This is a genomic window from Streptomyces sp. P9-2, assembly GCF_051903975.1.
Classification (GTDB): Bacteria; Actinomycetota; Actinomycetes; order Streptomycetales; family Streptomycetaceae; genus Streptomyces; species Streptomyces cellulosae.
In genome coordinates, this window is record NZ_CP192633.1 from 4,025,957 (window position 1) to 4,038,745 (window position 12,789).

11 protein-coding genes are annotated in these 12,789 nt (G+C 70.8%); all 11 read left to right on the top strand.

Annotated elements, in window-relative coordinates:
• Positions 1-1,287: a dihydroorotase gene (locus ACQY0Z_RS18495; RefSeq protein WP_381727604.1), complete on the top strand. Its 1,287-nt coding sequence runs from the start codon at positions 1-3 to the stop codon at positions 1,285-1,287.
• Entirely contained in the window at positions 1,284-1,844 is a 561-nt protein-coding gene (locus ACQY0Z_RS18500) for a PH-like domain-containing protein (RefSeq protein WP_189901279.1), read from the top strand. The genes ACQY0Z_RS18495 and ACQY0Z_RS18500 overlap by 4 nt, the downstream gene beginning before the upstream one ends.
• On the top strand, positions 1,841-2,983 hold the full coding sequence (carA, locus tag ACQY0Z_RS18505; RefSeq protein WP_189901277.1) for a glutamine-hydrolyzing carbamoyl-phosphate synthase small subunit: 1,143 nt from the start codon (positions 1,841-1,843) through the stop codon (positions 2,981-2,983). The genes ACQY0Z_RS18500 and carA overlap by 4 nt, the downstream gene beginning before the upstream one ends.
• Positions 2,976-6,290: a carbamoyl-phosphate synthase large subunit gene (gene carB / locus ACQY0Z_RS18510; protein WP_254587031.1), complete on the top strand. Its 3,315-nt coding sequence runs from the start codon at positions 2,976-2,978 to the stop codon at positions 6,288-6,290. The genes carA and carB overlap by 8 nt, the downstream gene beginning before the upstream one ends.
• A 48-nt stretch (positions 6,291-6,338) precedes the next feature.
• Positions 6,339-7,445 (top strand): quinone-dependent dihydroorotate dehydrogenase, encoded by a 1,107-nt coding sequence (locus ACQY0Z_RS18515; protein WP_439812549.1) that lies wholly within the window; start codon positions 6,339-6,341, stop codon positions 7,443-7,445.
• Positions 7,442-8,287: an orotidine-5'-phosphate decarboxylase gene (gene pyrF, locus ACQY0Z_RS18520; protein WP_189901272.1), complete on the top strand. Its 846-nt coding sequence runs from the start codon at positions 7,442-7,444 to the stop codon at positions 8,285-8,287. Before ACQY0Z_RS18515 ends, pyrF begins: the two co-directional genes overlap by 4 nt.
• Positions 8,288-8,545: 258 nt before the next feature.
• The gene (locus ACQY0Z_RS18525) at positions 8,546-8,869 is read left to right on the top strand and encodes an integration host factor (RefSeq protein ID WP_189901270.1); all 324 of its coding nucleotides are present in this window, start codon (positions 8,546-8,548) and stop codon (positions 8,867-8,869) included.
• A gap of 60 nt (positions 8,870-8,929) precedes the next feature.
• A complete protein-coding gene (gene gmk, locus ACQY0Z_RS18530) occupies positions 8,930-9,523 on the top strand; it encodes a guanylate kinase (protein ID WP_189901268.1) in 594 nt (197 codons plus the stop codon).
• Positions 9,524-9,585: 62 nt separating this feature from the next.
• Complete coding sequence (gene rpoZ, locus ACQY0Z_RS18535) at positions 9,586-9,858, top strand: DNA-directed RNA polymerase subunit omega (RefSeq protein WP_006131222.1); 273 nt, start codon at positions 9,586-9,588, stop codon at positions 9,856-9,858.
• A gap of 122 nt (positions 9,859-9,980) precedes the next feature.
• Positions 9,981-11,183: a bifunctional phosphopantothenoylcysteine decarboxylase/phosphopantothenate--cysteine ligase CoaBC gene (coaBC, locus tag ACQY0Z_RS18540; RefSeq protein ID WP_347225678.1), complete on the top strand. Its 1,203-nt coding sequence runs from the start codon at positions 9,981-9,983 to the stop codon at positions 11,181-11,183.
• A gap of 237 nt (positions 11,184-11,420) precedes the next feature.
• A complete protein-coding gene (gene metK, locus ACQY0Z_RS18545; protein ID WP_189901265.1) occupies positions 11,421-12,629 on the top strand; it encodes a methionine adenosyltransferase in 1,209 nt (402 codons plus the stop codon).
• Positions 12,630-12,789: the final 160 nt, after the last annotated feature.

Genomic DNA, 12,789 nt, shown 5'->3' on the forward strand with positions numbered 1-12,789 from the left:
ATGAGCAAGACCCTGATCCGTGGTGCGAAGGTGCTCGGCGGCGAGCCCCAGGACGTCCTGATCGACGGCGAAACGATCACTCAGGTCGGCACCGGCCTGTCCGCCGAGGGCGCCGAGGTGGTCGAGGCCGGCGGCAAGGTGCTGCTGCCGGGCCTGGTCGACCTGCACACCCATCTGCGCGAGCCCGGCCGCGAGGACTCCGAGACCGTCCTGACCGGCACCCGCGCGGCGGCCAGCGGCGGCTACACCAACGTGTTCGCCATGGCCAACACCTTCCCGGTCGCCGACACCGCCGGCGTCGTCGAGCAGGTCTGGCGCCTCGGCAAGGAGCACGGCTACTGCGACGTGCAGCCGATCGGCGCCGTCACCGTCGGCCTGGAGGGCAGGAAGCTCGCCGAGCTGGGCGCCATGCACGAGTCCGCGGCCGGCGTCACGGTCTTCTCCGACGACGGCAAGTGCGTCCACGACGCCGTGATCATGCGCCGCGCCCTGGAGTACGTGAAGGCCTTCGACGGCGTCGTCGCCCAGCACGCCCAGGAGCCCCGCCTCACCGAGGGCGCCCAGATGAACGAGGGCGTCGTCTCCGCCGAGCTGGGCCTCGGCGGCTGGCCGGCCGTCGCCGAGGAGTCGGTCATCGCCCGCGACGTGCTGCTCGCCGACCACGTCGGCTCCCGCGTCCACATCTGCCACCTGTCGACCGCCGGCTCCGTGGAGATCGTCCGCTGGGCCAAGTCCCGCGGCATCCGCGTCACCGCCGAGGTCACCCCGCACCACCTGCTCCTCACCGACGAGCTGGTGCGCTCGTACAACCCGGTCTACAAGGTCAACCCGCCACTGCGCACCGAGCGCGACGTGCTGGCCCTGCGCGAGGCGCTCGCCGACGGCACCGTCGACATCGTCGCCACCGACCACGCCCCGCACCCGCACGAGGACAAGGACTGCGAGTGGGCCGCGGCCGCCATGGGCATGGTCGGCCTGGAGACCGCCCTGTCGGTGGTCCAGGAGACGATGGTCGACACGGGCCTGCTCGACTGGGCCGGCGTCGCCGAGCGCATGTCCTTCACGCCCGCGCGCATCGGCCGCGCCGAGGGCCACGGCCGGCCCGTCTCGGCAGGTGAGCCCGCCAACCTCACCCTCGTCGACACGGCATACCGTGGACCGGTGGACCCCGCGGGCTTCGCCTCGCGCAGCCGCAACACGCCCTACGAGGGCCGCGAGCTGCCGGGCCGTGTCACCCACACCTGGCTCCGGGGCAAGGCCACGCTCGTCGACGGGAAGCTCACGTGACATCTCTCATCCTGCTGGCCGCCGAGAAGGAATCGGCGGAAGTGACCGACTGGGCCGCCCGGATCGGCTGGGTCGTCGGCCTCGCCCTCTTCGTCGCGCTCGTCTACTGGCTGATGCGCGAAGGCTGGAAGTGGCGCGGCACGCTCCAGAGCGACCTGCCCGAGCTGCACAGCGCGCCGGACGACCCCGGCCCGGCGACACTGACCATGAGCGGCCGCTACCACGGCTCGACCACCGCCGGTCAGTGGCTGGACCGCATCGTGGCGCACGGCCTGGGCACCCGCAGCCGTGCCGAGCTGACGCTCAGCGACGCCGGACTGGACGTGGTGCGCCCCGGCGCGGACGACTTCTTCGTCCCGGCGGACGCACTGCGCGAGGCCCGGCTCGACAAGGGCATCGCCGGCAAGGTCCTCACCGAGGGCGGCCTGCTGGTGATCACCTGGAAGCACGGCGACCGGCTCATCGACTCCGGGTTCCGGTCCGACCACGCGGCGGAGCACACGGAGTGGGTCGACGCCCTCACGAACATGATCAACAAGACGGAAGGCGCACGATGACAACCTCCACCAGGGGAACCGCCAAGGTTCCCGCCGTACTCGTCCTGGAGGACGGCCGGATCTTCCGCGGCCGTGCCTACGGGGCGGTGGGGGAGACCTTCGGCGAAGCGGTGTTCTCCACCGGCATGACCGGCTACCAGGAAACCCTCACCGACCCGTCGTACCACCGCCAGGTCGTGGTGATGACCGCCCCGCACGTCGGCAACACCGGCGTGAACGACGAGGACGCCGAGTCCAAGCGGATCTGGGTCTCCGGCTACGTCGTGCGCGACCCCGCGCGCGTGCCGTCCAACTGGCGCTCCCGCCGCACCCTCGACGAGGAGCTGGCCGCCCAGGGCGTCGTCGGCATCTGCGGCGTCGACACCCGCGCCCTCACCCGGCACCTGCGCGAGCGCGGCGCCATGCGCGTCGGCATCTTCTCCGGCAACGCCCTGCCCGACGAGGGCACCATGCTCGCCGAGGTCCGCCAGGCCCCCGAGATGACGGGCGCCGACCTCTCCGCCGAGGTGGCCACCAAGGAGGCGTACGTCGTCCCCGCGCAGGGCGAGAAGAAGTTCACCGTCGCCGCCGTCGACCTCGGCATCAAGGGCATGACCCCGTACCGGATGGCCGAGCGCGGCATCGAGGTGCACGTGCTGCCCGCCACCGCGAGCGTCGACGACGTGTACGCGGTGAACCCGGACGGCGTGTTCTTCTCCAACGGCCCCGGCGACCCCGCCACCGCCGACCACGCCGTCTCCGTGATGCGGGGCGTGCTGGAGCGGGGCACCCCGCTGTTCGGCATCTGCTTCGGCAACCAGATCCTCGGCCGCGCCCTCGGCTTCGGCACCTACAAGCTGAAGTACGGCCACCGAGGCATCAACCAGCCGGTGCAGGACCGTACGACCGGCAAGGTCGAGGTCACCGCGCACAACCACGGCTTCGCCGTCGACGCGCCGCTCGACCAGGTCTCCGACACCCCGTTCGGCCGTGCCGAGGTGTCCCACGTCTGCCTGAACGACAACGTGGTGGAGGGCCTCCAGCTGCTCGACAAGCCGGCCTTCAGCGTCCAGTACCACCCCGAAGCGGCAGCGGGCCCGCACGACGCCGCCTACCTGTTCGACCGCTTCGTGAAGCTCATGGAGGGCCAGCGTGCCTAAGCGCACCGATATCCAGTCCGTCCTGGTCATCGGCTCCGGCCCGATCGTCATCGGCCAGGCCGCGGAGTTCGACTACTCCGGCACCCAGGCCTGCCGCGTGCTCAAGGCCGAGGGCCTGCGCGTCATCCTGGTCAACTCCAACCCGGCGACGATCATGACCGACCCGGAGATCGCCGACGCGACCTACGTCGAGCCGATCACGCCCGAGTTCGTCGAGAAGATCATCGCCAAGGAGCAGCCGGACGCCCTGCTGCCCACCCTGGGCGGCCAGACGGCCCTCAACACGGCGATCTCCCTGCACGAGAACGGCGTCCTCGACAAGTACGGCGTCGAGCTGATCGGCGCCAACGTCGAGGCGATCCACAAGGGCGAGGACCGCGACCAGTTCAAGGATGTCGTCGAGGCCGTCCGCGCCAAGATCGGCCACGGCGAGTCCGCCCGCTCCTACATCTGCCACTCCATGGACGACGTCCTCAAGGGCGTCGAGGAGCTCGGCGGCTACCCCGTCGTCGTCCGCCCGTCCTTCACCATGGGCGGCGCCGGCTCCGGCTTCGCGCACGACGAGGAGGAACTGCGCCGCATCGCCGGCCAGGGCCTCACCCTCTCGCCGACCACCGAGGTGCTCCTGGAGGAGTCCATCCTCGGCTGGAAGGAGTACGAGCTGGAGCTGATGCGCGACAAGAACGACAACGTCGTGGTCGTCTGCTCCATCGAGAACTTCGACCCCATGGGCGTGCACACCGGCGACTCGATCACCGTCGCCCCCGCGATGACCCTGACCGACCGCGAGTACCAGGTGCTGCGCGACGTCGGCATCGCGATCATCCGCGAGGTCGGTGTCGACACCGGCGGCTGCAACATCCAGTTCGCGGTGAACCCCGAGGACGGCCGGGTCATCGTCATCGAGATGAACCCCCGCGTCTCGCGCTCCTCCGCGCTCGCCTCCAAGGCGACCGGCTTCCCCATCGCCAAGATCGCCGCCAAGCTCGCCGTCGGCTACACCCTCGACGAGATCCCGAACGACATCACGCAGGAGACCCCGGCCTCCTTCGAGCCGACGCTCGACTACGTGGTCGTCAAGGCCCCGCGGTTCGCCTTCGAGAAGTTCCCGAGCGCCGACTCCACCCTCACCACCACCATGAAGTCGGTCGGCGAGGCCATGGCCATCGGCCGCAACTTCACCGAGGCGTTCCAGAAGGCGCTGCGCTCGCTGGAGAAGAAGGGCAGCCAGTTCACCTTCGTGGGCGAGCCCGGCGACAAGGCCGAGCTGCTGCGCGAGGCGGTCCGCCCCACCGACGGCCGCATCAACGCCGTCATGCAGGCCATCCGCGCGGGCGCCACCCCCGAGGAGGTCTTCGACGCCACGAAGATCGACCCGTGGTTCGTCGACCAGCTCTTCCTCATCAAGGAGACCGCCGACGAGCTGGCCGCCGCCCCCGAGCTGACCCCCGAGCTGCTCGCCGAGGCCAAGCGGCACGGCTTCTCCGACCAGCAGATCGGCGAGATCCGCGGCCTGCGCGAGGACGTCGTCCGAGAGGTCCGGCACGCGCTCGGCATCCGTCCGGTCTACAAGACGGTCGACACCTGCGCCGCCGAGTTCGCCGCGCAGACGCCGTACTTCTACTCCTCCTACGACGAGGAGACCGAGGTCGCGCCCCGCGAGAAGCCCGCGGTGATCATCCTGGGCTCCGGCCCGAACCGCATCGGCCAGGGCATCGAGTTCGACTACTCCTGCGTCCACGCCTCCTTCGCCCTGAGCGACGCCGGGTACGAGACCGTGATGGTCAACTGCAACCCGGAGACCGTCTCCACGGACTACGACACCTCCGACCGCCTCTACTTCGAGCCGCTCACGCTCGAGGACGTGCTGGAGATCGTGCACGCCGAGCAGCAGGCCGGTCCTGTGGCGGGCGTCGTGGTCCAGCTCGGCGGCCAGACCCCGCTGGGCCTCTCACAGGCGCTCAAGGACAACGGCGTGCCGATCGTGGGCACCTCGCCGGAGGCCATCCACGCCGCCGAGGACCGCGGCGCCTTCGGCCGCGTCCTCGCCGAGGCGGGCCTGCCGGCCCCCAAGCACGGCACCGCCACCACCTTCGCCGAGGCCAAGGCCATCGCCGACGAGATCGGCTACCCGGTCCTCGTCCGCCCGTCCTACGTGCTCGGCGGCCGCGGCATGGAGATCGTCTACGACGAGAACCGGCTCGAGGCGTACATCGCCGAGTCGACCGAGATCAGCCCCTCCCGGCCCGTCCTCGTCGACCGCTTCCTCGACGACGCCATCGAGATCGACGTCGACGCCCTCTACGACGGCACCGAGCTCTACCTCGGCGGCGTCATGGAGCACATCGAGGAAGCCGGCATCCACTCCGGCGACTCGGCGTGCGCCCTGCCCCCGATCACCCTCGGCGGCTTCGACATCAAGCGGCTGCGCGCCTCCACGGAGGCCATCGCGCGCGGTGTCGGTGTGCGCGGTCTGATCAACATCCAGTTCGCGCTGGCCGGGGACATCCTCTACGTCCTCGAGGCCAACCCGCGCGCCTCCCGCACCGTCCCCTTCACCTCGAAGGCGACCGCGGTGCCGCTCGCCAAGGCCGCCGCGCGCATCTCGCTCGGCGCCACCGTCGCCGAGCTGCGCGCCGAGGGCCTGCTCCCGGCGAAGGGCGACGGCGGCGAGCTGCCGCTGGACGCGCCGATCTCCGTCAAGGAGGCCGTCATGCCGTGGTCCCGCTTCCGGGACATCCACGGCCGCGGCGTCGACACGGTCCTCGGCCCGGAGATGCGCTCCACCGGCGAGGTCATGGGCATCGACAGCGTCTTCGGCACCGCCTACGCCAAGTCGCAGGCCGGCGCCTACGGCCCGCTGCCCACCAAGGGCCGCGCCTTCATCTCGGTCGCCAACCGGGACAAGCGCTCGATGATCTTCCCGGCGCGCGAGCTGGTGGCGCACGGCTTCGAGCTGCTCGCCACCTCCGGCACCGCCGAGGTCCTCAAGCGCAACGGCATCAAGGCCACCGTCGTGCGCAAGCAGTTCGAGGGCACCGGGCCCAACGGCGAGAAGACCATCGTCCAGCTCATCCACGACGGCGAGGTCGACCTCATCGTCAACACCCCGTACGGCACGGGCGGCCGGCTCGACGGCTACGAGATCCGCACCGCGGCCGTGGCCCGCTCGGTGCCCTGCCTCACCACGGTCCAGGCGCTCGCCGCCGCCGTCCAGGGCATCGACGCGCTCAACCGGGGCGACGTGGGAGTCCGCTCGCTCCAGGAACACGCGGAACATCTGACCGCGGCCCGCGAGGACCAGTAGCCCGAAGGGGGACACCGGAAACGGTGTCCCCCTCTCCATGAGGACACCATGTACAGGATTCTCTTCACCCTGCTCTTCTCCCGGATGGACCCGGAGGAGGCCCACCACCTGGCCTTCCGCTGGATCCGCCGCGTCGCCCGCGTCCCCGTGCTGCGCACCTTCGTCGCCGCCCTGCTCGCCCCCCGGTACGAGGAACTGCGCACCGAGGCGCTCGGACTGCGCCTGCACAGCCCCTTCGGCCTGGCCGCCGGCTTCGACAAGAACGCCGTCGGCATCGACGGCCTCGCGATGGTCGGCTTCGACCATGTCGAGATCGGCACCGTGACCGGCGAGCCGCAGCCCGGCAATCCCAAGAAGCGGCTGTTCCGCCTGGTCCCCGACCGCGCGCTGATCAACCGCATGGGCTTCAACAACGACGGCTCGCTCGCCGTCGCCGCCCGCCTGGCCTCGCGCAGGCCGGTGTTCCGGACGGTCGTGGGCGTCAACATCGGCAAGACCAAGGTCGTCCCGGAGTCCGAGGCCGCCGCCGACTACGTGAAGTCCGCCGAGCGGCTCGCGCCCCACGCCGACTACCTCGTCGTCAACGTCTCCAGCCCGAACACCCCGGGCCTGCGCAGCCTCCAGGCCGTGGACCAGCTCCGCCCGCTGCTCACCGCGGTGCGCGAGGCCGCCGACCGCGCGGTCCCGGCCCGCCGGGTGCCGCTCCTGGTGAAGATCGCCCCCGACCTGGCCGACGAGGACATCGACGCCGTCGCCGACCTCGCCGTGGAACTCGGTCTCGACGGGATCATCGCCACCAACACCACCGTCGCCCGCGAGGGCCTCAGCCTGACCTCCGACCCGGCCCTGGTCCAGGAGACCGGCGGACTGTCCGGCGCGCCCCTCAAGGCCCGCTCCCTGGAGGTGCTGCGCCGCCTCTACGCGCGCGTGGGCGACCGGATCACCCTGGTCGGGGTCGGCGGCATCGAGAACGCCGAGGACGCCTGGCAGCGCATCCTGGCCGGCGCCACGCTGGTCCAGGGGTACAGCGCCTTCATCTACCAGGGCCCCTTCTGGGCCCGCTCCATCCACAAGGGGCTCGCCGCGCGGCTGCGCACCAGCCCCTACACCACGCTCGCCGACGCGGTGGGCGCCGACGTGAGGACCTCCGCATGACCGGACTCGAACCCTTCGGCGCACGGCTGCGCCGCGCGATGGACGAGCGGGGCCCGCTGTGCGTGGGCATCGACCCGCACGCCTCCCTGCTGTCCGAGTGGGGCCTGGGCGACAACGTCGACGGCCTCGAGCGCTTCAGCCGCACGGTGGTCGAGGCAGTGGCCGACCGGGTCGCCGTGCTCAAGCCGCAGAGCGCCTTCTTCGAACGGTTCGGCTCGCGCGGCCTCGCCGTGCTGGAGACCACCGTGCGGGAGGCCCGGGAGGCCGGCGCGCTGGTCGTCATGGACGCCAAGCGCGGCGACATCGGTTCGACCATGGCCGCCTACGCGGAGGCGTTCCTGCACAAGGACGCGCCGCTCTTCTCCGACGCGCTGACCGTCTCCCCGTACCTCGGTTACGGCTCGCTGAGCCCCGCCGTCGCCTTGGCGCGGGAGTCCGGCGCCGGTCTCTTCGTGCTGGCGCTCACCTCCAACCCGGAGGGCGGCGAGGTGCAGCACGCGGTGCGCGCCGACGGGCGCACGGTCGGCGCGACGGTCCTCGGCCACCTCGCGCTGGAGAACGCGGGGGAGGAGCCGCTGGGCTCCTTCGGCGCGGTGGTCGGCGCCACCCTCGGCGACCTCTCCTCGTACGACCTCGACATGGGAGGGCCGATCCTGGCGCCGGGTATCGGGGCGCAGGGGGCGACGCCGGGGGACCTTCCGTCGGTGTTCGGGCGTGCGGTGCGCAACGTCGTGCCGAACGTCAGCCGGGGAGTGTTGCGCCACGGTCCCGAGACGGTCGCTCTGCGTGACGCCTCGGAGCGGTTCGCGGACGAGATCCGCGCCGCGCTGACGTCCGCCTGAGAGGCCCCACAAGGGGAGTCCGTGGTCGTCGCACTCTGGATACACCCTCAAATCCGAGGAATTATGTCCGAAATGTCGGTCCTGGCGGAGGCTGACCAGGACTTTTCCGCTGTTCTCGCTGACTCAGGGCGCGATGGCCGCTAGTCTCCGACGGAGAGTGAACGGGCGGCACGTGTTGCTCGTGACTCCCCAGGTGTGGGGCGACTAGGTTCCTCACCGGTCCGTATCCGACAGTTCGACATCCGAGGTGACGTAGGCGTGGCTCTTCCGCCCCTTACCCCTGAACAGCGCGCAGCCGCGCTCGAAAAGGCCGCCGCGGCTCGCCGGGAGCGGGCCGAGGTCAAGAATCGACTCAAGCACTCCGGCGCCTCCCTGCACGAGGTCATCAAGCAGGGCCAGGAGAACGACGTCATCGGCAAGATGAAGGTCTCCGCCCTGCTCGAGTCCCTGCCGGGCGTGGGCAAGGTCCGCGCCAAGCAGATCATGGAGCGTCTGGGGATCTCCGAGAGCCGCCGCGTGCGGGGTCTCGGTTCGAACCAGATCGCCTCCCTTGAGCGCGAGTTCGGCGGCGCCGGCTCCTGAGTCACGGGCGTCCCGGGACCGGCGTCCCGGGCACCCCGCGATTGCTGGAATAATCGCCGCATGGCAGCAACACCCCGGGGGGCGACCCCCGTACCCCCGGACGAACGTCCGCGACTGACCGTGCTCTCCGGCCCCTCCGGGGTCGGCAAGAGCACGGTCGTCGCGCATATGCGCAAGGAGCACCCCGAGGTCTGGCTCTCGGTGTCGGCGACGACCCGCAAGCCCCGCCCCGGAGAACAGCACGGCGTCCACTACTTCTTCGTCACCGACGAGGAGATGGACAAGCTGATCGCCAACGGCGAGCTGCTCGAGTGGGCGGAGTTCGCGGGGAACCGCTACGGCACGCCCCGCGCGGCGGTGCTGGAGCACCTGGAGGCGGGTGTGCCCGTGCTCCTGGAGATCGACCTCCAGGGCGCGCGGCAGGTCCGCGAGTCCATGCCCGACGCCCTGCTCGTGTTCCTGGCCCCTCCCTCCTGGGAGGAGCTGGTCCGCAGGCTCACCGGCCGGGGCACCGAGTCGCCCGAGGTCATCGAGCGCCGGCTGGAGGCCGCCCGGACCGAGCTCGCGGCCGAACCGGAGTTTGACACGACCCTGGTCAACACCTCCGTCGAGGAGGTAGCCCGCGAGCTGCTAGCCTTGATGAACGTCGTGTGATCGTGGACGACCGTCCACCGGTCGGAACGACTGAATCTTTCCCATCCATCGGAAGGTAGAGCGTGTCCTCTTCCATCTCCGCGCCCGAGGGCATCATCAACCCGCCGATCGACGAGCTCCTCGAGGCCACGGACTCGAAGTACAGCCTCGTGATCTACGCGGCCAAGCGGGCCCGCCAGATCAACGCGTACTACTCGCAGCTCGGCGAAGGCCTGCTCGAGTACGTCGGTCCTCTCGTCGACACCCACGTCCACGAGAAGCCGCTGTCGATCGCGCTGCGCGAGATCAACGCGGGACTGCTGACCTCCGAGGCCGTCGACGGCCCCAACCAGTGATCGGTCAGTACGTCGTACCATCAGCTCGCAGCTGACTTTTCCACAGGCCCGGCAGACGTCTGCCGGGCCTGTGGTGTTCTCATGGGTGAGGGAAGCAGGATTCCGGAGTGCGGGGAGAGACGGTGGACAAGCCCAAGGTCGTTCTGGGGGTCAGCGGCGGCATCGCCGCCTACAAGGCCTGTGAGCTGCTGAGGCGGCTCACCGAGTCGGGACACGACGTGCGCGTCGTCCCCACCGCCTCCGCGCTGCACTTCGTCGGCGCCGCCACCTGGTCCGCCCTGTCCGGCAACCCGGTCTCCACCGAGGTCTGGGACGACGTCCACGAGGTGCCACACGTCCGCATCGGACAGCACGCCGACCTGGTCGTCGTCGCGCCCGCCACGGCCGACATGCTCGCCAAGGCCGCCCACGGCCTCGCCGACGACCTCCTCACCAACACCCTCCTCACCGCGCGCTGCCCGGTGGTCTTCGCCCCCGCCATGCACACGGAGATGTGGGAGCACCCGGCCACCCAGGAGAACGTGGCCACGCTGCGCGCCCGCGGCGCCGTCGTCGTCGAGCCCGCCGTCGGCCGCCTCACCGGCGTCGACACCGGCAAGGGCCGGCTGCCCGACCCGACCGAGATCTTCGAGGTCTGCCGCCGCGTCCTCGCCCGCGGCGCCACCGCCCCCGACCTCGCCGGACGGCACGTCGTCGTCAGCGCCGGAGGCACCCGCGAGCCCCTCGACCCGGTCCGCTTCCTCGGCAACCGCTCCTCCGGCAAGCAGGGCTACGCCCTCGCCCGCACCGCCGCCGCCCGCGGCGCCCGCGTCACCCTGATCGCCGCCAACACCGCGCTGCCCGACCCGGCCGGCGTCGACGTCGTCCGCGTCGGCACGGCCGTGGAGCTGCGCGAGGCCGTCCTCGGCGCCGCACGCGACGCCGACGCGATCGTCATGGCCGCCGCCGTCGCCGACTTCCGTCCCGCCGTGTACGCGGCCGGGAAGATCAAGAAGAAGGACGACCAGGAGCCGGCGCCCATCACCCTGGTACGGAATCCGGACATTCTCGCCGAGGTGTCCGGCGACCGGGTGAGGTCCGGACAGGTGATCGTGGGCTTCGCCGCGGAGACCGACGACGTCCTCGCCAACGGCCGCGCCAAGCTGAAGCGCAAGGGGTGCGACCTCCTCGTGGTGAACGAGGTGGGCGAGGCGAAGACCTTTGGTTCCGAGACCAACGAGGCCGTGGTGCTGGGCGCCGACGGCAGTGAGACGCCCGTGCCGCACGGGCCGAAAGAAGCCCTCGCCGACACGGTGTGGGACCTCGTCGCCGAGCGTCTCGCATGAATGGCTCATCCGTGACCCGGCTCCCCGGAACGCCTCCATCCGGGGTGTGGCGCCTCTGGCGAACCGCGCCCCGCCCGGAGAGAATGCCCGTGCCGCAGGTCACAGCGCTCTCGCGAGGCGAGACGGGGGGACCCGTGGCGACGTACGACCGATAAACTGTTCCACCGACGGCGTCGGGTGCAGCCCCCGCCGTTCGCCCATGATCAGCCAGCAGCCGCTGCAACCCCAGGGAGCATTGTGTCCCGTCGTCTGTTCACCTCGGAGTCCGTGACCGAGGGTCACCCCGACAAGATCGCTGACCAGATCAGCGACACCATTCTCGACGCGCTGCTCCGCGAGGACCCGACCTCCCGGGTCGCCGTCGAGACCCTGATCACCACCGGCCTCGTGCACGTGGCCGGCGAGGTCACCACCAAGACGTACGCGGACATCGCGACGCTGGTGCGCAGCAAGATCCTGGAGATCGGTTACGACTCCTCGAAGAAGGGCTTCGACGGCGCCTCCTGCGGCGTCTCCGTGTCGATCGGCGCGCAGTCCCCGGACATCGCCCAGGGCGTCGACACGGCGTACGAGACCCGGGTCGAGGGCGACGACGACGAGCTGGACCGCCAGGGCGCGGGCGACCAGGGCCTGATGTTCGGCTACGCGACGGACGAGACGCCGACGCTGATGCCGCTGCCGATCTTCCTGGCGCACCGCCTGTCCAAGCGCCTGTCCGACGTCCGCAAGAACGGGACCATCCCCTACCTGCGCCCGGACGGCAAGACCCAGGTCACCATCGAGTACGACGGCGACAAGGCGGTCCGTCTGGACACCGTCGTCGTCTCCTCGCAGCACGCCTCCGACATCGACCTGGAGTCGCTGCTCGCCCCCGACATCCGTGAGTTCGTCGTGGAGCCGGAGCTGAAGGCGCTGCTCGAGGACGGGATCAAGCTCGACACCGAGAACTACCGCCTGCTGGTGAACCCGACCGGCCGCTTCGAGATCGGCGGCCCGATGGGCGACGCCGGCCTCACCGGCCGGAAGATCATCATCGACACCTACGGCGGCATGGCCCGCCACGGCGGCGGCGCCTTCTCCGGCAAGGACCCGTCCAAGGTGGACCGCTCGGCCGCGTACGCGATGCGCTGGGTCGCCAAGAACGTGGTCGCGGCCGGCCTGGCCGCCCGCTGCGAGGTGCAGGTCGCGTACGCGATCGGCAAGGCCGAGCCGGTGGGTCTGTTCGTGGAGACCTTCGGCACGGCCAAGGTCGACGTGGAGAGGATCGAGCGGGCGATCGACGAGGTCTTCGACCTGCGCCCCGCCGCGATCATCCGCGACCTGGACCTGCTGCGTCCGATCTACGCGCAGACCGCTGCCTACGGTCACTTCGGCCGTGAGCTGCCGGACTTCACGTGGGAGCGGACGGACCGCGTGGACGCGCTGCGGAAGGCCGCGGGGCTGTAGCCCACGGGCTGTTTTCGGCCGAGGCCCGGTACGGCTCCCTTTGGGGAGCGTTCCGGGCCTCGCTGCGTTTCGCGTACGGGCCGCGGCCGTTCAACGCCGGGTGCGGGTCGTAGGTGGCCGGTCGCGCAGTTCCCCGCGCCCCTGAGGGGTTTCGCCGCGG

Coding starts and splice junctions, on each gene's coding strand:
- ACQY0Z_RS18495 (WP_381727604.1), top strand. CDS start 1: ATGAGCAAGACCCTGATCCGTGGTGCGAAGGTGCTCGGCGGCGAGCCC.
- carA (WP_189901277.1), top strand. CDS start 1,841: ATGACAACCTCCACCAGGGGAACCGCCAAGGTTCCCGCCGTACTCGTC.
- ACQY0Z_RS18515 (WP_439812549.1), top strand. CDS start 6,339: ATGTACAGGATTCTCTTCACCCTGCTCTTCTCCCGGATGGACCCGGAG.
- pyrF (WP_189901272.1), top strand. CDS start 7,442: ATGACCGGACTCGAACCCTTCGGCGCACGGCTGCGCCGCGCGATGGAC.
- gmk (WP_189901268.1), top strand. CDS start 8,930: ATGGCAGCAACACCCCGGGGGGCGACCCCCGTACCCCCGGACGAACGT.